Here is a 21,131-nt window from a genome sequence, read left to right on the forward strand (position 1 = left end):
AAACACGGTGTTTCACGTGAAACACAGGGACTAGCCTCGGCAGCTATGACGCTCTTGCACCTCTTCGATCTCGACGGAACGCTGATGTACGGCTCGGCGGCGCCGGTCGAGATCTCCCGGCAGTTGGGCGTGAGCGAGGAGATCGCGGAGCTGGAGCGGGCCTTCGCCGCACGCGAGATCGGACCGCACCAGTTCTCGATGGCGGCCCGGGAACTCTGGTCGGACCTGACTTCCGCACACGTCAGGGCGGCCTTCGACGGCTCCCCCTGGCTTTCGGGGATCCGGGACGTCTGGGCGGAGATCCGTGAGCGCGGCGACTACTGCGCCGTGATCTCCCTGTCCCCCTCCTTCTTCGTCGAACTGCTGCTGGAGTGGGGCGCGCACGCCGCACACGGCTCGGTGTTCCCGGAGGTCCCCTTCACGCGGCCCGTCGAGGCGGCCGGGATCCTGACCCCCGAGGGCAAGGTGGACGTCGCCGACCGGCTGTGCGCGCGGTTCGGGGTGGGCCGCTCCGACTGTGTCGCCTACGGAGACTCGCTGACCGACGCCGTCCTCTTCGAGGCGGTTCCCCGATCGGTGGCGGTGAACGCGCGACCGTATCTGGCGGAGCGCGCGACCCACGTTTACGAGGGTCGTGACCTGCGCGAGGCATACCAACTCGTCGCTGTGGCACGCCCGGTAGCCGACGCATCTTAAGGGGAAGGGGGGTTCGAAACGCTGACTTTCCCCATTCCCCCGCAGGGCACCCGGTCGGCCGGCACGCTGTGAACCCCGGAACCACGGATTCGAGGCCGTGGCGTGTGCAGACCCGACCGAGATGCTCGAAGCGAGGCACCACATGGACGTTCCGCCCACCAGATCGGCAAGACCGACGGGCTGGATACCCTCCGGAGGCGGCGCGACCGAGCCCTCCCCGGATGCCGTGCTCATCCGTCGGACCATCGCGGAGATCGCACCCCTCGCCGACAAGGTCACCTCGTACTTCTACGCCCTGGTCTTCACGAGCCACCCCGAGGTACGGGGACTGTTCCCCGCGGCCATGGACGCGCAGCGCGACCGGCTGCTGAAGGCCCTGCTGACGGCCGCCGAACACATCGACAACCCCGAGGTGCTCATCCCGTACCTGCGTCGGCTGGGTACCGGACACCGCAAGTACGGCACCGTGGCCGCGCACTATCCGGCCGTGGGCGAGGCGCTGATCGGGGCCTTGGCCCGCTACGCGGAGCACACCTGGGGGCCGGAGACCGAGGCGGCATGGGTGCGCGCCTACACCGGCATCTCCCAGACCATGATCGACGCCGCCGCCGAGGACGAGGCGAGGGCGCCGGCCTGGTGGCTCGCCGAGGTGGTCTCCCACGACCTGCGCACCCCCGACATCGCGGTCGTCACCGTCCGCCCCGACCAGCCCTACTCCTTCCTCGCGGGGCAGTACACGAGCCTGGAGACCCCGTGGTGGCCCCGGGTCTGGCGGCACTACTCCTTCGCCTCGGCGCCCCGGGCGGACGGTCTGCTGTCCTTCCACGTCAAGGCCGTGCCGGCCGGCTGGGTGTCCAACGCCCTCGTACGCCACGCCCGGCCAGGTGATGTCCTGCGGCTGGGCCCGCCCGCCGGGTCGATGGTGGTGGACCACAGCACCGACAACGGCATGCTCTGCCTGGGCGGCGGTACGGGCATCGCTCCGATCAAGGCCTTGATCGAGGACGTGGCCGAGCACGGTGAGCGGCGCCGGATGGAGGTCTTCTTCGGGGCGCGCAGCGACAGCGACCTCTACGACAAGGACACCCTGCTCGGGCTCCAGCGCTCCCACCCCTGGCTGTCGGTGCGGCCGGTGGTCGGCGAGGGGCTCGCGGGTCAGCTGCCGCAGGCGGTGGGGGAACACGGGCCGTGGAGCTCGTACGACGCCTTCATCTCCGGGCCTCCCGCGATGATCCGCAGTGGCGTCGACGCGTTGAAGCGGATCGGGATCCCCGGGGAGCGCATCCGCTATGACGCGGTCGAGGAGCTGGCGGGCGTGGCCGGCTGAGACCGGCTCCCGATCCGCCCGCTCCCGACGTACTCAGCCCAGGTCCGGAGCGTGCATCGCGCGCACGCCCTCGATGTTCCCGTCGAGGTAGTGGCGCAGGGACAGTGGGACGAGGTGGACGGCGGCGATGCCGACGCGGCTGAAGGGCACGCGGACGATCTCGTACTCGCCGGCGGGCTCGTCGACCTCCGGTCCGTGTCGCCGGGACGGGTCCATGGATTCGAGGTGGCAGACGAAGAAGTGCTGCACCTTCACCCCGGTCACCCCGCCGGAGTCGATGTGCTCGATGGTGTCGACGAAACACGGGACCACGTCGGTGATCTTCGCTCCGAGTTCCTCGTCGAGTTCGCGGTGGAGGGCGTCGACGACGGTGGCGTCCGAGGGCTCCACTCCCCCGCCGGGGGTGACCCAGTAGGGGTCGACGCCGGGCTTGGTGCGCTTGATGAGGATCAGGTCGTCACCGTCGAGCAGGATCGCGCGGGCGGTGCGTTTGACCACGGGTCGTTCGGTCATGGGAGAAGAGTGGCCCACGACACCCCTTCCGAAACGCGCCACGCGTCTCGAAACGCGCCATGGCTCCGGTGCGCCCCACGAATCGGCAACCGCCGTCACCAGTGCGCGGCGGCCCGCAGCAGCCGGTCGTGAGCCCGCGCGAGGTGGGCCAGGCCCAGGCTGCCTGCGCGGACCGCGAGGAACCACGTACGCAGCGGCGGTACGTCCGGCTCCAACAGGGTGATGACCCTTCCCGCTTCGATGTCGTCCCGGCACAGGTAGCGCGGCAGAACGGCGAGGCCCGCGCCGGCCCGTACGCATTCCAGCACCGCCCGCAGGTCGGGGGCCACGACGGTGGCGGCGCACTCGGGGACGCGGTCGAAGACGGCTCCCCAGTAGCGGGTGACGAGAGGCAGGCTCTCGTGGACCTCGACGACGGGGACCCCGTCGAGGGCGAGGGGGCCGTTGGCGCGCAGCTCCGCCGGATCGGCCAGGGCGGCCCAGTAGGGCGCGGCCACCAGGACGTGGTCCTCGTCGCAGAGGGGACTCGCCGAGAACAGGCCGCCGCGCGGCCGCGAGGTGGTGACGACCAAGTCGTGCTGTCCGGCGGCCAGACCGTCCAGGGCCTGCTCCGCGTCGGAGGTGAAGGCGGTACGCAGGGTCTGCCCCTGACCCACGAGCGGGGCCAGGGCGGGGAGCACCCGTAGGCACAGGAACTCCGGGGGACCGGCGAGGTGCAGGGTCCGTAACGTGCCCGCGGCCTCCCGCTCGGTCTCGGCGATCCGCAGCAACGCGTCGAGGTGCGGCGCGGCCTTGTGGGCCAGCTCGTCACCGACGGCGGTGGGCGTGACCCCTCGGGCGCGGCGGTGGAACAGGGGGCGGCCGAGCTGGCGTTCGAGGGTTCGGATCTGCGAGGTGACGGCGGGCTGGGACAACCCGAGGAGTGTGGCGGCCCGGGTGAACGAGCCGGCCCGGTGTACGGCGACGAAGGTGCGCAGCAGGGCCAGGTCCATTTCGGCCCCTCTCGGTGGGGGCCTTCAACTATAAATATGCCGATAGGCCCCTGTCGTTACCGTGATTGGACTCTGACCCAGAGTCAACTAGCCTTGTCCGTGAGGTTCTTGCGCGAGGGGAGCCGGGGCGGTCCGAGCCACCAGGGGGGAGGCTCGGACCGCCTTTCCCTGTCCGGTTCAGGCCCCCGAACCCGCGGAATCAAGGGCCCGCAGCACATCCGCGACGAGATCCCGCGGGTCCTCCGCGCCCGCGGAGAAGCGGATGAATCCCTCCGGCACGGCGTCCCCGCCCCAGCGTCGGCGCCGCTCGGCGGTGGACCGTACTCCGCCGAAGCTCGTCGCGTCCTCGACCAGGCGCAGGGCCGCCATGAAGCGTTCCGCGTGCGCCCGGTCCGGCAGGGTGAAGGAGACCACCGAACCGAATCCGCTCATCTGCCGGGCGGCCGTCTTGTGGGACGGGTCCGAGGGCAGGCCCGGGTAGCGCACGCCGGTCACTTCGGGGCGGTCGGCCAGCGCCTGCGCCACGGCCAGCGCGTTGCCCCACTGGCGCTGGGCGCGCAGTTGGAGGGTGGCCAGGGAACGGTGCGCGAGCCAGGCCTCCATCGGGCCCGGGATCGCCCCGATGATCTTGCGCCAGCGGCGGATGCCCGCGGCGAGCTCCGCGTCGCGGCACACCACGTACCCGAGCAGCAGGTCCCCGTGCCCGGTCAGCCCCTTGGTGCCACTGGCGACGGAGAAGTCCGCTCCGAGCTCCAGCGGGCGCTGTCCGAGCGGCGTGGCCAGGGTGTTGTCGACGGCGACCAGGGTGCCGCCGGCGTGCGCGGCCTCCACCAGGCGCCGTACGTCGCACACGTCCAGCCCCGGGTTGGAGGGCGTCTCGATCCACAGCAGTCGCGCTCCGTCGAGGACCTCCAGTTGGGCGTCCTCCCCGGTCGGCGCGGTGCGCACGTGGATCCCGTACGCCTCCAGCTGTTCCCGCACCAGGGGGAGTGCCTGGTAGCCGTCGTCGGGCAGGACGACGGTGTCCCCCGTGCGGGCCTGGGACAGCAGGACGGCCGAGACGGCCGCCATGCCGGAGGCGAAGACGACCGTCTCGACGTCGTCCACCCCCTCCCGACCCTGCCGTCCCGGAGCCTCCAACTCCCCGATGGCCCGCTCCAGGAGGGTCCAGGTGGGGTTCGTGTCGCGGCCGTACGTGTACGGGCCGCTCACGTCGCCGGGGAGGTGGAAGTGGGCGGCGAAGACCGGTCCCGGCAGGGGCGGTTCGTTCTTGACGGGCTCGGGCAGGCCCGCGCGTACGGCCCGCGTTCCCTCGCCGTACGGGGCCGGGCCGTCGGGGTGATCGCTCATGGTCCGCCGTTCAGTTCTTCTCGGGCAGGGCCAGGTTCACGGCCCACGAGACGACGGAGATGATCAGCCCGCCGAGGACGGCGGTCCAGAAGCCGTCGACGTGGAAACTGAGGTCGAACTGCTCGGCCAGCCACGAGGTGAGCAGCAGCATCAGGGCGTTCACGACGAGGGTGAACAGGCCGAGGGTGAGGATGAAGAGCGGGAAGGACAGCAGCTTCACCACGGGCTTGACGATCAGGTTGACCAGGCCGAAGACGAGCGCGACCAGGATCAGGGTGAGCGTGCGGCGTCCCATGCTGCTGCCGTCGTCGAGCGTGATGCCGGCGAGCAGGCCAGATGGCGACCGCCAGGGCAGCCGCATTGGCCAGCGTCTTGACTACGAAATTCGTCATGTGTCTGATCGTGGCAGAGAAGATCCGGGTGGGACATCGCCGGATCAGCGGATCCCACGGCAGCAACGGGCAAGGGCAAGGGGCAGAACGAAGATGAAGGCCTTCCGGCTGGATGAGCTCGAAATGGAGCGGGCGGCCAACGACGGCGCCTACCTGCAGTTCCTGAAGGAGAGGAACATGTCGGTGGGGCTCTACGCGCTCGACGCCGGCCAGAGCGACCCGCAGCAGCCGCACCGCCAGGACGAGGTGTACTTCGTGGTGAGCGGCCGCGCCGCGATCACGGTCGGGGACGAAACGACGACGGTCGCGAACGGCAGCGTCGTCTACGTGCCGGCCGGCGTGCCGCACAAGTTCCACCACATCAGCGAGCCGTTGAAGGTACTGGTGGTCTTCTCGCCGCCGGAGGGCTGAGGCGCCGGGGCCGAGCCCCCGGCTGAGGGTCGTCGCCCTGATCCCCCTAGGGGGCGGATCAGGGGGTTCCGGGGGCTTCCGCGTCCCCATCCGCAGCCGTGGCCTCCTAGCATTCGAGCAGGAAGTCACGGATGAGGGAAGAGGTAAGGACATGGACGGGATCCGGGCGATATTCGCTGGTATGCCCTGGTGGGTGAAGTGGATCGCGGTGCCGCTGCTGGCGCTCTTCGTCTTCGGCGGTGTGATCACCAGCATCCTCGGTGCGCTGATCTCGATCGTCTTCAAGGTGCTGCTCTTCGCCGCACTCGTCGGCGGTCTGATCTTCCTGGTCAAGAAGTTCGGCGGCGACCGTTCCAAGTCCTCCGCCGGGGAGTGGTAGGACACCCGCGTCCCGCTGACGGGGATTGACCCAGGCGGGGGAACGCGAGGCCGAAGACCTCTCGCACCCCTTGAGGCCGTCGATACAGTGCGAATCCGTGTCGTCAGGCTGGGAGTGAGCATTGTCTTCGGTTCACAACGCCGGTGTGCCGACCGGTGTGCCGACTCTCATCGGTTCGGTGCAGCGGGCGTTGCGACTGCTTGAGGCGGTGGGCTCCCACAGCGACGGGGCCCCGGCGAAACAACTGGCGCGGGAGGCGGGGCTCCCGCTGGCCACCGCGTACCACCTGCTGCGCACCCTGACCCACGAGGGCTATCTGCGCAGAGAGGGCGGAGTCTTCCTCCTCGGCGACGCGGCCGGTCGGTTGGCCGGTGCGGGACTTCAGCAGAAACGTCGCAGCATGATCCTCGACTCGCTCGCGCACTTCCGCGACGCCGTCGGGGCCCCCGTCTATTTCGCGGTCTACCGCGAGGGGGAGATCGAGGTCGTGGGAGTCTCGGACACCCCGGCCAGCCCGGCCTGCGAGGAGTGGGCCGACTTCCGGGCGACCGGCCACGCGCACGCCATCGGCCAGTGCCTGCTGGGCCAACTCGACGAGAAGACGCGCAAGGACCACTACGACCGGCACCCGGTCGAGCCCATCACGTCCTACACCGTGCGGGACCTGCACGCGTTGGAGCAGCGCATCGCCTCGTTCGAGCGGATGCAACCCGTGATCGAGCGCCAGGAATACACGCTGGGCACGGTCTGTGCGGCCATCCCGATCACCGCCGGAGACACGGCCGCGACCATGGCTGTTTCTCTCCCCTTGCACCAGGAATCGCGGTTGCCGTGTGTAGTCAATCGACTACGGAGTGAAGTAGGCGCGCTGTTGAGTACCCTCTCGTTCTCTATCAGTATCTGAAAACTCACTCCTTGTGATCCGTCTGCGCTTCCACCACTCTTGTCAAGAGGGTCCTGGGGGATCATTCCTGGCCACTTCCACTACAGCGGGGTAGGCAATGCGCGAGTCGGTACAGGCAGAGGTCATGATGAGCTTCCTCGTTTCCGAGGAGCTCTCGTTTCGGATTCCGGTGGAGCTTCGGTACGACGCGCGAGACCCCTACGCGGTACGCCTGACCTTCCACCTGCCCGGAGACGCCCCCGTGACCTGGGCGTTCGGCCGGGAGCTGCTGCTCGACGGGATCAACAAGCCGTGCGGTGACGGCGATGTGCACATCGCACCCACCGATCCCCAGGAACTGTCGGACGTGTACATCCGCCTCCAGGTCGTCGGCGAGCGGGCCGTGTTCCGCGCCGGCGCGGCGCCCCTCGTGGCCTTCCTCGACCGGACCGACCGGCTCGTTCCGCTCGGTCAGGAGCGCAATCTCGGCGACTTCGAGGAGACCCTCGACGAGGAGCTGTGCAGGATCCTCGCCGAGGCGCGGCAGAACGAGCAGAACGCGGGCTGATCGCCCGTCGCCCCGGTATCGCGGCGTCGCCCCGGTATCGCGGCCGCCCGTCGGTCCTGGTCCGTCAGCGCTTGCGCCGCCGGCCTCGGCCTCGGCCGCCGCGTGCCGGAGCCGGGGCCGATGTGGACGCGGCCGCTCCCGGCCGATCGGCGGACACCACCAGGGCGGCCAGCGCCGTGGTCACGGGGACCGAGGCGACGAGTCCGATCGAGCCCACGAGGGTCCGTACGATCTCCTCCGCGACCAACTCGCTGTTGGCCACCGAGCCCATGCTGCTGTTCGCGATGGAGAACAGCAGCAGCAGCGGCAGCGCGGCGCCGGCGTAGGCCAGCACCAGGGTGTTGACCACGGACGCGATGTGGTCGCGGCCGATCCGGATGGCCGCCCGGTACAGGCCGCGCGGCCCCATCGAGGGGTCGGCCTGGTGTAGTTCCCAGACGGCCGAGGTCTGGGTGACGGTCACGTCGTCCAGCACGCCGAGCGATCCGATGATCACGCCTGCGAGCAGCAAACCGCTCATGTCGATGTGCGGGTAGAGCCCGTGGATCAACCCGGTGTTGTCGTCCGTGTTGCCGCTGAGGAACGCCCAGTCGATGAACAGCGATCCCAGCAGACCGATCAGCAGCAGCGACACCAGGGTGCCGAGGACGGCCACCGAGGTCCGGGCCGTCAGGCCGTGGCACATGTAGAGGGCGATCAACATGATCGCGCTGGCCCCGATCACCGCCACCAACAGGGGATTCGAGCCCTGGAGGATCGCCGGCAGGATGAACAGGGTCAGGATCCCGAAGCTGACCACGAGCGCGATCAGGGCGAACAGCCCGCGCATCCGGCCCACCACGACGACCGCGACGGCGAAGATGCCGGCCAGCAGGGCCATCGGGAACTTCCGGTTCAGGTCGATCACGGAGTACTGGAGGTCACGGGGCGCGTCCGGCGCGTAGGCGACGACGACCTCCTGACCGTTCGCCAACTGCCGCGGGGCGCCCGGCTGGACGATCTCGAAGAAGGCGCGGCCCTTGTCCGGTCCGGTTCCGACCTCGACGGTCGCCTTCTTGCACTCGCCGGTCTGCGCGGCCGTCGCCTCGCGCCCCTCGGGGGTGGACGTGTCACCGGTGGCGGGCACCTGGGAGGCGTTGACGGATTTGCAGTCGACGTTCACCAGAGCGATGACCTTGCCCTGCTGGGTCTGGCGGTCGAAGCCCACGCCGGTGCGCTCGTGCTCCGGCGCGCCACCTGGCCAGAGCACGGCCATGCCGACGAAGACGGCGGTCGCGAAGGGGATCAGCACGGCGGCGATGACCTTGCGCAGGTGCTTGGAGACCGGCGCGGCCGGTCCGTGGCCGTGGCTGTGCCCATGGCCATGGGCATGGCCGGAGTGGCCCGGCTGTTCTGTGGGCTCATGAGGGGGCTGCGGCAGGGACGTCACTGACCGATCATCGCAAGAGATGAGGGGGCCCACTGTTCAGCACGCCACAGATGACGCTAGCGTGGGGGCACCTTTGCACAACGCGGGAGCTCGGAGCACCGGGCTGAGAGGGCGCTGATCACCGTACGCGCAGGAGCATGCGTACGGGAAGAGGCTGCGTCGACCGCCGAACCTGTTACCGGGTAATGCCGGCGTAGGGAGATCAGGTCTCATGACCATTCAGGACGCACGCACGCCTGCCGTCAGCCAGGACGCCGACGGCCAGACCGAGCGCCAGCCGGGCTGGCACAAGGGATACCTGGCGGGCTCTCGCCCCGACATCCGGGTGCCGGTCCGTCAGGTCCACCTCACCAACGGCAAGGACGTGACGCTCTACGACACGTCCGGTCCGTACACCGACCCGCAGATCGACACCGACGTCCGCCGGGGCCTCGCGCCGCTGCGCGAGAACTGGATCATCGGGCGCGGGGACACCGAGGAGTACGCGGGACGCCCCGTGCGCCCCGAGGACGACGGCATCAAGCACACCTCGCCGCGAGGTGGCCTCAAGAACCTCGACGCGGTCTTCCCGGGGCGGCCGCGCCTGCCCCGCCGGGGCCGGGGCGGCGCCGCCGTCACGCAGCTCGCGTACGCCCGCCGGGGCGAGATCACCCCGGAGATGGAGTACGTCGCCCTCCGCGAGAACGTCTCCCCCGAGGTCGTCCGCGAGGAGATCGCCGCAGGTCGGGCGGTGCTCCCGGCCAACGTGAACCACCCCGAGATCGAGCCGATGATCATCGGCAAGCGGTTCCTGGTGAAGGTCAACGCCAACATCGGCAACTCCGCCGTCACCTCCTCCATCGAGGAGGAAGTCGACAAGATGACCTGGGCGACCAAGTGGGGCGCCGACACGGTCATGGACCTCTCGACCGGCCGCAACATCCACACCACGCGTGAGTGGGTGCTGCGCAACTCCCCCGTCCCGATCGGCACCGTCCCGCTCTACCAGGCGCTGGAGAAGGTCGACGGCCGTGCCGAGGACCTGACCTGGGAGATCTACAAGGACACCGTGATCGAGCAGGCCGAGCAGGGCGTCGACTACATGACGGTCCACGCCGGCGTGCTGCTGCCCTACGTGCCGCTGACGGCCCGCCGCAAGACCGGCATCGTCTCGCGCGGTGGCTCGATCATGGCCGCGTGGTGCCTCGCGCACCACAAGGAGAACTTCCTCTACACGAACTTCGAGGAACTCTGCGACATCCTCGCGACCTACGACGTCACCTACTCGCTCGGTGACGGCCTGCGTCCGGGCTCCATCGCGGACGCCAATGACGCGGCGCAGTTCGCGGAGCTGAAGACCCTGGGCGAGCTGAACACGATCGCCAAGCGCCACAACGTGCAGACGATGATCGAGGGTCCGGGCCACGTCCCGATGCACAAGATCAAGGAGAACATCGACCTCCAGCAGGAGATCTGCGAGGAGGCGCCGTTCTACACGCTCGGCCCGCTGACCACGGACGTCGCCCCGGCGTACGACCACATCACCTCGGGCATCGGCGCCGCGATGATCGCCTGGTGGGGCACCGCGATGCTCTGCTACGTCACGCCGAAGGAGCACCTGGGCCTGCCGAACCGGGACGACGTGAAGACCGGGGTGATCACCTACAAGATCGCCGCCCACGCCGCCGACCTGGCGAAGGGACACCCGGGCGCCCAGGAATGGGACGACGCGCTGTCGGACGCGCGGTTCGAGTTCCGCTGGGAGGACCAGTTCAACCTGGCCCTCGACCCGGACACGGCCCGCGAGTTCCACGACGAGACGCTCCCGGCGGAGCCGGCCAAGACCGCGCACTTCTGCTCCATGTGCGGTCCCAAGTTCTGCTCGATGAAGATCTCCCAGGACATCCGCCGGGAGCACGGCGGTGACCTGAAGGCCGAGGAGATCCAGGCGGGCATGGCCGAGAAGTCCGCCGAGTTCGCGGCCTCGGGCAACCGCGTCTACCTGCCGCTGGCGGACTGACCCGCACGGCCGGACGAGCACGGGCGGGCCCGCGACACCGAGGGGGGAGTCGCGGGCCCGCCCGTTTTCCACGTTGCTCTGGGCCGGCACGTCGACGCCCTATCAGACGGACCTCGTCAGACGCATCCGTTGGTGGGGGTTACGTAGGCCGTTCTGATGATATCTGTCCTGATTTGCTCAAGAGGTTCCGGTGCCAGTCCGTATCTCCCCACGGAAGTTCGAACCGCCGCCGGAGCCTCACTGCCTTCGGCGCGACAGTCCGTTCCGAAGGAGTCTTTGATGAGTCGTGAGCACAGGACCAGCCGTCTGCTCGGTCCCGTCCCCCGCAGTAGGGTGTCGCTGGCAGGAGGTGCCCTGGCCTCGCTCTCGCTCGTGCTGGTGGGCCTGGCCAGTCCCGGCATCGCGTCGGCCCAGGCGACTGCCCCGGCCGTGCGCGCCGTCGCACCGGCCGACGGTGGAGACGACGACTGCTGGGAACGTCCCCCGCACGACCGTCCGCAGCACGACGAGCGCCGAGACGACAAGCCGCTGGCGAGCGTGCTGCTCGACAAGTACCTGGGCGGCGGGGACGACGACCACCCGCGCGGCGACGACCACGACAAGTGCCCGGTCGACGGCGTGGCGGGCCCCACGGGTCCGACGGGCCCGACCGGTCCGACGGGTCCGACGGGTCCGGCCGGGCAGGACGGGACAGGTGTGACCGGTCCGACGGGTCCGACGGGTCCGGCCGGCCCTGGCGGCGGCGCGACGGGTCCGACGGGTCCGACAGGTCCTGCCGGTCCGACGGGTCCTGCCGGTACGGACGGAACGGGTGTGACCGGTCCGACCGGTCCGACCGGTCCGGCCGGTGCCACGGGCCCGGCCGGTCAGTGCTCCGCCGTGGCCGCGTACAAGCCCAGCGCGTCCGAAGAGGTCAAGGGAGTCTCGACCAACGGCCAGATTTGGGTTGGCATCCGCAGCCTCGAACCGACGGTCGCCAACTTCGAGTGGAACGACCTGAGCGACAACGAGAACTTCCCCACCGGCGCGTGCGGTGTCTCGGTCAGTGACCAGGCAGGCCAGACCAACGTCGAGACGGTGGCCCCTGACGGAACGGTCTGGGAGACCACCTGCAGCCAGAACCCCGGTAACCCTCCGACCCTCACGTGCGACAGTCCCTGGACTGCCGTGAACGCCTTCGTCGACAACCCGCCGCTCCGAACCAGCCAGCCCGGGATGGACCCCAACCACCGACGCAAGCCGATGAAGTAACCACGGCGGGGCCCGACAACACCAGGACAACCGAATAGCACCTGACGCGGCCCCGGGCCGCCTGCGGACATCCGTCCGGCGGGCGGTCCGGGGCCGCCGCCGTTCCTGCTCGGGATCGCGAGGACGCCGACGCCGGCCCTTGACCTGGAGCGCGCTCCAGCTCCTAGAGTGCGGCCGCATGACCACCATGCGATATCGAAACCTGGGCGGGACCGGCATCGAGGTGAGCGCGCACTGCCTCGGCACGATGATGTTCGGGGCCGTGGGCAACCCGGATCACGAGGAGTGCGCACGGATCATCCATGCCGCGCTGGACCGTGGCATCAACTTCGTGGACACCGCGGACATGTACTCCGCCGGGGAGTCGGAGGTGATCGTCGGCAAGGCGCTCAAGGGGCGGCGCGACGACGTCGTACTCGCCACCAAGGTCCATTTCCAGATGGGTGAGGGCCGCAACCGCAGCGGCAACTCGCGGCGCTGGATCGTCCGGGCGGTGGAGGACAGCCTGCGGCGTCTGGACACCGACTGGATCGACCTCTACCAGGTGCACCGCCCGGATCACACGACCGATGTGGAAGAGACCCTGGCGGTCCTCGGCGACCTCGTCAGGGAAGGAAAGATCCGCTCCTTCGGATGCTCCACCTTCCCGGCCGAGGAACTGGTGGAGGCCCACCATGTCGCCGAGCGCCGGGCGCTCCCGCGCTTCCGGACCGAGCAGCCGCCGTACTCGATCCTGGCGCGCGGCATCGAGGCCAACGTGCTGCCGGTGGCCCGCCGGTACGGGATGGGCGTGCTGACCTGGAGTCCGCTCGCCTCCGGGTTCCTGAGCGGCAAGTACCGGCTCGGCGGACCCGTGGACCTGACCTCGGGGCGCGCCGCGCTCACCCCGGCCCGTTTCGACCCGGCGATCCCCGGCAACGTCGCCAAGCTGGAGGCCGTGGAACAGCTCGTCGCGCTCAGCGAAGAGATCGGCTGCACGTTGCCGGAGTTGGCCGTCGCCTTCCCCGTCGCGCACCCGGCCGTCACCTCGGTGATCATCGGCCCTCGGACCATGGAACAGATGGAATCCCTGGTCAAGGGAGCCGGTCTGGTCCTCGACGACGCGACGCTCGACCGGATCGACGAGATTGTGGCCCCGGGGGTGAACCTCTACCACCCCGACGGGGTCTGGCGCCCGCCGGCCCTGACGGATGCCGCCCAGCGGCGGCGGGCACTGAACGACCGGGCCGCCGGCTAGACCTGCGCGGCTCGTGCTGTTTCACGTGAAACATCGGTCGATGTTTCACGTGAAACAGGGACGGACGGGGAAAGCGCGGCCACGGCGAAGCCGCGGTTGGTCACGGTCTGGCGGCGGTACTCCTCGGGCAGATCGGGCATCGCCAGCAGTCGGTCGCACGCCGCGAGGGACGCGGCCGGGTCCCCGACCCAGTACGAGTTGATCGAGTGCTCGAAGAGCAGCCCCCAGCGGTACACCCACGGCTGGACGAAGAGCAGGTCGTCCGGGGCCGGCCGGTCGAGGACGGTCGACGTGATGGCGTGGGCCGAGTGGTATCGCCCCAGCCCCCTGAGGTGGGCGGCCCATTCATAGCAGGCCTCCAGGCGGGAGGGGCGGAAGTCCCAGGCCCGTGACAGGGCCTCCATCGCCGCCGGCGAGTTCCCGGACCTGCTGTGCAGGACGCCGACCTGGAGGAGCGAGTAGTACACCTCCTCGGCCCAGCCGCCCATGCTCGCGCACCGCTCGTAGAACTTGATCGCGGCCGCCGTGTCACCCATGTCCCGCATGGTCTGGGCGAGGTAGAAGACCGTCCGGGTGTTGGACGGATCCCTTTGCAGCTCCTCGCCGAGCAGGCGGGCGTCGCGCTCGAACTTGTCGTGACGGGAACCGCCGTCGGCGTGGTCCTCGATGAACAGCGCGTCGAGGTTCTCCTGGATCCCGGGGCGCTGGTCGTTCTCGTCGGGGCGGTCGCAGGTCAGGTACTCGTGGGTGACGCCCTCGTACCGCCAGGGGAGGTCACCGCGGACCAGCCGCTTGATGCGGTACTCGGTGCTCCCCTCGTGGCGGAGCATGTACGAGTCCGCGGTGAGCGGGGGCAGCGGCCCGGTGCGACGCAGGACGAGGTCCGCGTCGAGCAGGAGAAGGTAGTCCGCCTTGCCGCGGGCGTGGGCGATGTTCAGGCTCCGGTTGTGGCCGAAGTTCTTCCAGGGCTCCTCGTACAGCTCACCGGGGATGTCGCTCAGGGCAGCGCGGATCAGGTCCTGGGTGCCGTCCGTGGATCCCGTGTCGGAGATGACCCAGGTGTCGATGAGATCCCGTACGGAGTCCAGGCAGCGCTCGATGACGGCGGCCTCGTTCTTGACGATCATGCAGAGGCAAATGGTCGGCTTCACGCCCCATGACCCTAGGACGGGGCCGTAGTCGGGGGTGGGCGGCTCGCCGGGGTGAGGCCCCGGGTGGCCCTGTCGGAAGCGTCCAAGTGGCCGCGTGGACTGCGCCATTTCGATGACAGTGGGGCGAGCCGTGGCGGCGTGCGCGGTGCCGGGTCTTCAGGATGACGCGCGGAGTCCGGTCCGATTTCCGGACTTCGAGTTCACCGAAGCATCCAATCTGGTGTGCGCGAGGAGCGGTAGATGAGTTCAGAGGACAGGTCCCGTACATTCCTGGGTCCGCTGCCCCGTCGGGCGAGCTGGCTGGCGGGCGGCACCCTTGCCTCCATGGCACTGGTGCTGGCGGGGATCGCGGCTCCGGCCGCGTCGGCCGGAACGCAGACCACGGGCATGTCGACCGTCCGGCCCGCCGGTGGCGGGGACGACGAGTGTTGGTCGAGAGACGACGACGACAAGGCCAAGGCCAACAAGGCGAACCCGCGCAAGGACCACTGCAAGGTCGGTCCGACGGGCCCGCGGGGCCCGCGCGGTCACGAGGGACCCACGGGTCCGACGGGTCCGACAGGCCCCACCGGTCCCACCGGCCCGCAGGGCATCCCGGGAACGGCCCCCTGTGTGGACATCGACTCCATTCGGGACAACAACGACCGCGAGTTCAAGGCGGTGCTCCCCGGCGACGGCAACGCGTACGCGGGCATCCGCGAGCTCGGGGTCGTCGACGGACAGCCGGTCGTGGGCACCTGGACCTGGTACGACCTCACCACCAACCCCATGGGCCGCTACCCGGCCGACGCCTGCGCGATCTCCATCGGTCACCAGGCCAACCGGCTCGTGATCGAGGTGGTGACGACGGGAGGGGTGATCTGGGAGACCTTCTGCAACGTCAACCCGGGCCCCAACACGCTCACGTGCAACGGTCTGTGGAACCCGGCTGTACCCCAGCCCGACGCGAATGACCCCGACCTCCGCCGAGCCGCTCCGCCGGCCCGACCGATGGACCCCAGCCACCTGCCGAAGGGACTGAAGTAGGAACGCGAAGCCGGGCGGTCTACTCCGGCTCGGCCTTCGGCCCGCCGAAGTCCGGGCTCGTGAAGTCCTGGGACGTGTAGCCGGGTCGGGGTCCCTGTGAAGCGGGGCCCGGACCGGTGGAGTCGGGCCGGGTGTATCCCAGATCGGGGATGCGCCCGGCCCCTGGCGTACGGGGGACCGGATAGCCCGACCCCGCCGTCGGATCGGCCAGGGCGTCGCGCAGGAACGGCATGATCCCCCGCTCCAGCAGCGCGTTGCGCCAAGCCTCCCGGGCGCGGGAGAGCTCGTCCGGCACCGGTACCGCCTCCTCGGCCGCCACCTCGGTGGAGCTGTTGCGCACGGCGGCGGTCAGCAACCCGATCACCGCGAACAGCAGGGCGGCCACCGTAAGCCCGCCGAACAGCCAACCCGCCGTCAGCATTGTCCGCGCGAAGGCGGGCTCCGGCTCGATCAATTTCAGGCTGTAACCCACCAACAGGAAGATCAGCATCGCGGTGCCGGCCAGAACCGGGGCGAGAACCGCGACCACGGCGAAGGCCCCGGCGCCGCCACCCTCGCCCTGCCCGGCGTCGTCGTCGACCGCGCCGCTCGGGGTGGAGAGGGCTTCGTCGCGCAGTTCCTCGCGGACCTTCACGAAGTGGTCGTACTCCGCCGCCGCGGCGGCGGCCAGGAGCGCGCGGGCGCTCAGGGCCATCGTGCGCAACTGTTCGGCGTTGAGTCTCTCGCCCAGAGTGGCGAGCTCGGGCCGTTCGTCCGCCGTGCGCAGCGCCTCGTCGAGGAGCCGATCGAACTCGGGTCGGTCTTCGGTGAGCAGGTGCGGAGCGCTGGTCATGTGCATCCCCCGATGCTCCGTACAAGCCGGTATGCCCGCGTAGACCCGGGCGCCGGCCCAAACGGAGGAGAGCCTGCTACGGATAGAGCGATGGTAGAGCGCCCCGGCCACGACGTGACAGGGACTTCCGGGAAATACCCCGCTCAGGCAACGCTCAGTCGCGCAGCGGCAGTTGCACGACCAGCAATTTGCCCGCCATCGTCACGCCGCCGTCCATCGCGATGGCCAGGCCGTCCGCGTAGACGTGCGGGCCGTCGACGGCCTCCGGACCGCGGGCCTCCTCGCCGTCCTCGGCGCCCACCTCGCCCAGCAGGTACGGGATCGGGCTGTGACCGTGGACGACGCGCCCACCGCCGTAGGTGTCGAGCAGCTCCCGCACGGCCTGCGGGCCCGTCTCCTCGTCCCGGAAGGCGAACCGCTTGGTGAACTTGCGGAACAGGTCCCAGGTGATGTCGGCGTCGTTGCGGTTGAGGAGTTCGTGGATGGTGTCGTTGACGTCCTCGATGGAGTCGCCGTAGTCCAGGTAGGCGGTGGTGTCGGAGTGCAGGAGCAGGTGCCCGTCCTCCAGCGTGGCCGCGTCGAGGCGGGACATCCACTGGAGGTGTACGTCCTCCAGGCGCTCCATGTCGGTGCGCTGTCCGCCGTTGAGGAGCCAGGCGGCCTGGAAGGTGGCGGTGCCGGCGCCGGAGTGGACGGGGGTGTCGCCGAAGCGCTTGGCGCCGATGAGGAGCAGCTCGTGGTTGCCCATGAGCGCCTTGCAGTAGCCGCCGGCGGCGGCGGCTTCGGCGGACAGGCGCATCACGAGGTCGATGACGCCGATGCCGTCGGGGCCGCGGTCGGTGAAGTCGCCGAGGAACCAGAGCCGGGCGTTGCCGGCGGACCAGTGGCCGTCGGCGTCGATGAGGTGCTGCGCCCGGAGCTCGGTGACGAGCTCGTCGAGGTAGCCGTGGACGTCCCCGACGACGTACAGCGGTCCGGGACCCGGGCCGGCGGCGTCCTGCGGGACGTACTGGACCTGGACGGTGTCGCCGGGGCCGCCGACCGGTGCGCCGCGGCCGATGACGGGCAGGTCGCGCTGCGTGGGCGTGTAGCCGTCGTCGACGGGGTCGCCCGCGCTGTCGTCCGCGTGGGCGGAGGTAGTGCGCTGGCGGGGGACGGCCTCCGGGTAGACGACCCGGACGGTGGGGGCGGCGGAGGCCGCGACTCCGTAGCCCGTCGGCTCGGGGGTGTACGGGGGCCGCGGGGGCGCCGGCACGTGCTCGTCGTAGTAGACGGGGTACTCGCCGTGGGCGGACGTGTCGCCGGGGTGTTCGCCGGACGTGGCGTACGGCGCGGGTTCGTTGACCGGCACCCGGAAGTCCCGCAGCGTGTCCGTCCGCATCGCGGGTCCCTGACCGGCCCCCTGAGTCATCGACCCCTCCACCACCGTCGCGCTGCCGTACACCTGCGGACCCTCCTCACCTCCGGGGTGGAGGGTCCGTGATGTCGTGCGCCCATCATAGGAATGCGGCTCGCGCTCTGTGACGCACCAGGGGTGGTGAATCCTGGCCGGAGCCGTCCCTTCCTGCCGTTTTCGCCCGATATTGGTGTTGCTGATTCTTCGGCGGGGCCGTCGGCCCCGCCGGTGCGGCGGGTCGCGCGTCAGTCCTGGGCCGGCGAGCGGGGCGGGCTGATGGTCGTCCGGGGGGTCCGGCGCTGGGAGGAGGTACGGATGATCAGCTCGGTCGGGACGACCTGTTCGACGGGGCGACCGGTGTCGACGCCCTCGATCGCGTCGATCAGCAACTGCACGACGGCGGTGCCGATCCGGCGCGGCTTGAGGGACAGCGTGGTGATGGGCGGTTCGGTGTTGGCGTACACGGTCGACTCGCTGCAGCAGACGAGGAGCAGGTCCTCGGGGACCCGCAGGCCGTAGCGGCGCGCCGCGGCCAGGAGGTCGGTGCCGTTGGGGTCGAACAGACCGTAGACGGCGTCGGGTCGGTCGGGTCGGGCGAGGAGGCGGTCGGCCGCGACGGCGCCCGCGCACGGGTCATGGGCGGGGTAGGACTCGTAGACCGGGTCCTGGCCGACGCGCTCGCACCAGCTGAGGTAGGCCGTCGTGGAGAGCCGGGTGTAGGTGTCGGTGGTGGTGCCGGTCAGCAGCCCGATACGGCGGGCGCCGGCGGCGGCGAGGTGGTCGAGCAGGCCCAGGACGGCGGCCTCGTGGTCGTTGTCCACCCAGGCGGTCACCGGGAGGGTGCCGGCCGGACGGCCGTCGGAGACCACGGGCAGGCCTTGGCGGACGAGTTCGCTGACCACCGGGTCGTGGTCGGAGGGGTCGATGACGACGGTGCCGTCCAGGGCCACGTTGGACCAGACGTCGTGCCGTGAGGTGGCCGGGAGGATGACGAGGGCGTAGCCGCGGGCGAGCGCGGCGGAGGTGGCGGCCCGCGCCATTTCGGCGAAGTACGCGAACTCGGTGAAGGTGAAAGGTTCATCCCCGTACGTGGTCACGGTCAGGCCGATGAGGCCGGACTTGCCGGTACGGAGGGTGCGGGCGGCGGCGGAGGGGCGGTAGCCCAGCCGGTCGGCGACCTCGCGAACATGGCGTCGGGTGGCGTCGGGCAGTCGGCCCTTGCCATTGAGCGCGTCGGAGACGGTTGTGATGGAGACGCCCGCCGCGGCGGCCACGTCTCTGATGCCGGCCCGGCCCTGTCGGCCGCCGACCCGCCGGGTGGTCTCGGTCCGGCTCACTTGGTGCTTCCCTGCTGCTGTCATGGCGAGCCGATAGTAGGGCTCGGTGGGGCGGGCGGTCCGGGTGCATATGCACGCGTTGACAGGCACGATTCTGCTTGGTTCGCCACCCCCAATGACCTTGGAATCAAAGGGATTTTGTTGCTCAGGGTGACGGTGGAGCTTGTCGGCGGGTACGAGCATGCCAAAACGGGGTTGCAACCGGCCGGTCTCAACTCACCTGCACGAGGGACGCGCGCCACGGCGCAGGCCACCGGCGCACGCATATATGCGCGCGCTCCCCCTGTGTTCCGGGCGCCCACCATTCTCGGATCGGCGGAATCCTCATAAGGTGAGCAGTATTGAGTCGACGGTGGTCGACGGGACGGTCGAGGAGGACCTGCGGTGAGCGAGAAGAGCCCGAAGCTGCGCGCCGAGCTGGATGGCATCCCCACCTACAAGCCCGGCAAGCCCGCCGCCGCGGGCGGGCCCGTCGCGTACAAGCTTTCCTCGAACGAGAACCCGTACCCGCCCCTTCCGGGCGTGCTGGAGAGCGCGGTCGAGGCCGCCCACCGGTTCAACCGCTACCCCGACATGGCGTGCACCGGTCTGGTCAACGAGCTCGCCGAGCGGTTCGGCGTCCCGGTCGAGCACATCGCCACCGGCACCGGCTCGGTGGGTGTGGCGCAGTCGCTCATCCAGTCGACGGCCGGTCCGGGCGACGAGGTCATCTACGCCTGGCGCTCCTTCGAGGCGTACCCGATCATCACGCAGATCTCGGGGGCCACGTCGGTGAAGGTGCCGCTGACCGACGGGGACGTGCACGACCTGGACGCGATGGCCGCCGCGATCACCGACCGGACCCGTCTGATCTTTGTCTGCAACCCCAACAACCCCACGGGCACCGCCGTACGCCGGGCCGAGCTGGAGCGCTTCCTGGACCGGGTGCCCACGGACATCCTGGTGGTGCTGGACGAGGCGTACCGCGAGTTCGTGCGCGACACGGACGTGCCGGACGGCATCGAGCTCTACCGCGACCGCCCGAACGTCTGCGTGCTGCGTACCTTCTCCAAGGCGTACGGGCTGGCCGGCCTGCGCGTCGGCTTCGCGGTGGCGCACGAGCCGGTGGCCGCCGCGCTGCGCAAGACCGCGGTGCCCTTCGGCGTGAGCCAGCTCGCGCAGGACGCGGCGGTCGCCTCGCTGCGTGCGGAGGACGAGCTGATGGGCCGGGTCGGGTCCCTGGTGGGCGAGCGGGCTCGGGTCTACGGCACGCTGCTCGATCAGGGGTGGACGGTCGTCCCGGAGACGCAGGCCAATTTCGTCTGGATGCGGCTGGGGGAGCGGACGGCGGAGTTCGCCGCGGCCTGCGAGAAGGCCGGTGTGGTGGTCCGGCCCTTCGCGGGCGAAGGCCTGCGGGTCACGATCGGTGAGACCGAGGCGAACGACCTCTTCCTGCACACGGCCGAGGCGTTCTTCAAGGAGATGTAGCCGAGGGGCTGTGGCCCTGGCCGGCGGGGTCCCGGGTCAGGCGAGCTCGACGCGTACGGGGTCCCCTTCGCGCACGGTCGCCAGCAGGCGGGGGTCGCCGTCGAACGAGCCCAGCACGTTGCACGGGCTCGCGAGGCGGCTTTCGCCTCCGCGCGAGATGGGAGTGGGGCCGTAGGGCAGCGCGAGTGCGTCGCCCTCGGTCCAGAAGGCGACCGTGCCGGGGTCGACGACCTGGCGGGCGTCGGCCTCCGGGGCCACGGAGACGCCGGTGTCGAAGTAGACCTCTTCGCCCCACGTGTTGGCCGAAGCCGAGATGGGAAGAGCCTCGACGAGGGCCTTGGCGGTCGGGGTGTCGTCGAGGGTCGCGGTGAGCTGGCCGGCGGGCCAGGAGATTCGTATCTGCATGACCGGCATTCAACAATTTGTTGAAGGTGTTGGCTAGGGGGACCCCGGCTGAAAGTCGCCGAGAGAGGTACGACATAATGCTTGTGAATG

Annotated in this window: 20 protein-coding genes and 1 pseudogene; 11 read left to right on the forward strand and 10 right to left on the reverse strand. The window is 70.0% G+C overall.

What is annotated here, in order from left to right:
* Positions 1–45 precede the first annotated feature (45 nt).
* Together M4D82_RS17125 and M4D82_RS17130 are read left to right on the forward strand one after the other, a co-directional pair.
* Positions 46–696 carry an HAD family hydrolase gene (locus M4D82_RS17125; protein ID WP_249766881.1) on the forward strand — a complete coding sequence of 217 codons (651 nt, stop codon included), beginning with the start codon at positions 46–48 and terminating at the stop codon, positions 694–696.
* A 121-nt stretch (positions 697–817) separates the two neighbouring features.
* Positions 818–2,023: a globin domain-containing protein gene (locus tag M4D82_RS17130; protein ID WP_249766882.1), complete on the forward strand. Its 1,206-nt coding sequence runs from the start codon at positions 818–820 to the stop codon at positions 2,021–2,023.
* A gap of 33 nt (positions 2,024–2,056) precedes the next feature.
* Here M4D82_RS17130 and M4D82_RS17135 read toward each other — a convergent pair whose 3' ends face one another.
* The 4 genes and pseudogenes from M4D82_RS17135 to M4D82_RS17150 form a co-directional block, all read right to left on the reverse strand.
* The gene (locus M4D82_RS17135; protein ID WP_249766883.1) at positions 2,057–2,536 is read right to left on the reverse strand and encodes an NUDIX domain-containing protein; all 480 of its coding nucleotides are present in this window, start codon (positions 2,534–2,536) and stop codon (positions 2,057–2,059) included.
* Positions 2,537–2,631: 95 nt separating this feature from the next.
* Positions 2,632–3,528, reverse strand: a complete 897-nt coding sequence (locus tag M4D82_RS17140) for a LysR family transcriptional regulator (RefSeq protein WP_249766884.1) — start codon at positions 3,526–3,528, stop codon at positions 2,632–2,634.
* 177 nt (positions 3,529–3,705) lie between these two features.
* Positions 3,706–4,878 carry a cystathionine gamma-lyase gene (locus M4D82_RS17145; RefSeq protein ID WP_249766885.1) on the reverse strand — a complete coding sequence of 391 codons (1,173 nt, stop codon included), beginning with the start codon at positions 4,876–4,878 and terminating at the stop codon, positions 3,706–3,708.
* Positions 4,879–4,888: 10 nt separating this feature from the next.
* A pseudogene (locus M4D82_RS17150) lies at positions 4,889–5,270 on the reverse strand (phage holin family protein).
* 93 nt (positions 5,271–5,363) lie between these two features.
* Here M4D82_RS17150 and M4D82_RS17155 point away from each other — a divergent pair.
* From M4D82_RS17155 to M4D82_RS17170, 4 genes are all read left to right on the forward strand, one after another.
* Positions 5,364–5,681 carry a cupin domain-containing protein gene (locus tag M4D82_RS17155; protein ID WP_249766886.1) on the forward strand — a complete coding sequence of 106 codons (318 nt, stop codon included), beginning with the start codon at positions 5,364–5,366 and terminating at the stop codon, positions 5,679–5,681.
* 151 nt (positions 5,682–5,832) lie between these two features.
* Entirely contained in the window at positions 5,833–6,060 is a 228-nt protein-coding gene (locus tag M4D82_RS17160) for a DUF5326 family protein (RefSeq protein WP_249766887.1), read from the forward strand.
* Between the two features lie 145 nt (positions 6,061–6,205).
* Positions 6,206–6,964: an IclR family transcriptional regulator gene (locus M4D82_RS17165; protein ID WP_249766888.1), complete on the forward strand. Its 759-nt coding sequence runs from the start codon at positions 6,206–6,208 to the stop codon at positions 6,962–6,964.
* A 97-nt stretch (positions 6,965–7,061) separates the two neighbouring features.
* Positions 7,062–7,511: an SsgA family sporulation/cell division regulator gene (locus M4D82_RS17170; protein WP_249766889.1), complete on the forward strand. Its 450-nt coding sequence runs from the start codon at positions 7,062–7,064 to the stop codon at positions 7,509–7,511.
* Positions 7,512–7,575: 64 nt separating this feature from the next.
* Here M4D82_RS17170 and M4D82_RS17175 read toward each other — a convergent pair whose 3' ends face one another.
* On the reverse strand, positions 7,576–8,940 hold the full coding sequence (locus M4D82_RS17175) for a YibE/F family protein (RefSeq protein WP_502988946.1): 1,365 nt from the start codon (positions 8,938–8,940) through the stop codon (positions 7,576–7,578).
* A 211-nt stretch (positions 8,941–9,151) separates the two neighbouring features.
* On the opposite strand from M4D82_RS17175, the gene thiC reads away from it, so the two are divergent.
* The 3 genes from thiC to M4D82_RS17190 all read left to right on the forward strand — a co-directional run bounded on the left by thiC (position 9,152) and on the right by M4D82_RS17190 (position 13,427).
* Positions 9,152–10,939, forward strand: coding sequence for a phosphomethylpyrimidine synthase ThiC (gene thiC, locus M4D82_RS17180; protein ID WP_249766890.1), 1,788 nt, complete (start codon positions 9,152–9,154; stop codon positions 10,937–10,939).
* 279 nt (positions 10,940–11,218) lie between these two features.
* The gene (locus M4D82_RS34080; protein WP_283844487.1) at positions 11,219–12,190 is read left to right on the forward strand and encodes a hypothetical protein; all 972 of its coding nucleotides are present in this window, start codon (positions 11,219–11,221) and stop codon (positions 12,188–12,190) included.
* 187 nt (positions 12,191–12,377) lie between these two features.
* Positions 12,378–13,427: an aldo/keto reductase gene (locus tag M4D82_RS17190; protein ID WP_249771902.1), complete on the forward strand. Its 1,050-nt coding sequence runs from the start codon at positions 12,378–12,380 to the stop codon at positions 13,425–13,427.
* On the opposite strand, the gene M4D82_RS17195 is transcribed toward M4D82_RS17190, so the two are convergent.
* Positions 13,424–14,578 carry a glycosyltransferase gene (locus tag M4D82_RS17195; protein WP_249766891.1) on the reverse strand — a complete coding sequence of 385 codons (1,155 nt, stop codon included), beginning with the start codon at positions 14,576–14,578 and terminating at the stop codon, positions 13,424–13,426. The genes M4D82_RS17190 and M4D82_RS17195 overlap by 4 nt on opposite strands.
* Positions 14,579–14,902: 324 nt before the next feature.
* Here M4D82_RS17195 and M4D82_RS17200 point away from each other — a divergent pair, with 324 nt between their 5' ends.
* A complete protein-coding gene (locus tag M4D82_RS17200; protein WP_249772370.1) occupies positions 14,903–15,604 on the forward strand; it encodes a hypothetical protein in 702 nt (233 codons plus the stop codon).
* A gap of 19 nt (positions 15,605–15,623) precedes the next feature.
* Here M4D82_RS17200 and M4D82_RS17205 read toward each other — a convergent pair whose 3' ends face one another.
* The 3 genes from M4D82_RS17205 to M4D82_RS17215 all read right to left on the reverse strand — a co-directional run bounded on the left by M4D82_RS17205 (position 15,624) and on the right by M4D82_RS17215 (position 19,193).
* Positions 15,624–16,442, reverse strand: a complete 819-nt coding sequence (locus tag M4D82_RS17205; protein ID WP_249766892.1) for a hypothetical protein — start codon at positions 16,440–16,442, stop codon at positions 15,624–15,626.
* A 148-nt stretch (positions 16,443–16,590) separates the two neighbouring features.
* Positions 16,591–17,847, reverse strand: a complete 1,257-nt coding sequence (locus M4D82_RS17210; protein WP_283844488.1) for a metallophosphoesterase — start codon at positions 17,845–17,847, stop codon at positions 16,591–16,593.
* Positions 17,848–18,077: 230 nt separating this feature from the next.
* Positions 18,078–19,193 carry a LacI family DNA-binding transcriptional regulator gene (locus tag M4D82_RS17215; protein WP_249766893.1) on the reverse strand — a complete coding sequence of 372 codons (1,116 nt, stop codon included), beginning with the start codon at positions 19,191–19,193 and terminating at the stop codon, positions 18,078–18,080.
* 360 nt (positions 19,194–19,553) lie between these two features.
* On the opposite strand from M4D82_RS17215, the gene hisC reads away from it, so the two are divergent.
* Positions 19,554–20,636, forward strand: coding sequence for a histidinol-phosphate transaminase (hisC, locus tag M4D82_RS17220; RefSeq protein ID WP_249766894.1), 1,083 nt, complete (start codon positions 19,554–19,556; stop codon positions 20,634–20,636).
* A 36-nt stretch (positions 20,637–20,672) separates the two neighbouring features.
* Here the strand turns inward: hisC and M4D82_RS17225 are convergent, their stop codons facing one another.
* On the reverse strand, positions 20,673–21,041 hold the full coding sequence (locus tag M4D82_RS17225; RefSeq protein WP_249766895.1) for a cyclophilin-like fold protein: 369 nt from the start codon (positions 21,039–21,041) through the stop codon (positions 20,673–20,675).
* Positions 21,042–21,131: the final 90 nt, after the last annotated feature.

The organism is Streptomyces sp. RerS4, assembly GCF_023515955.1.
GTDB lineage: Bacteria > Actinomycetota > Actinomycetes > Streptomycetales > Streptomycetaceae > Streptomyces.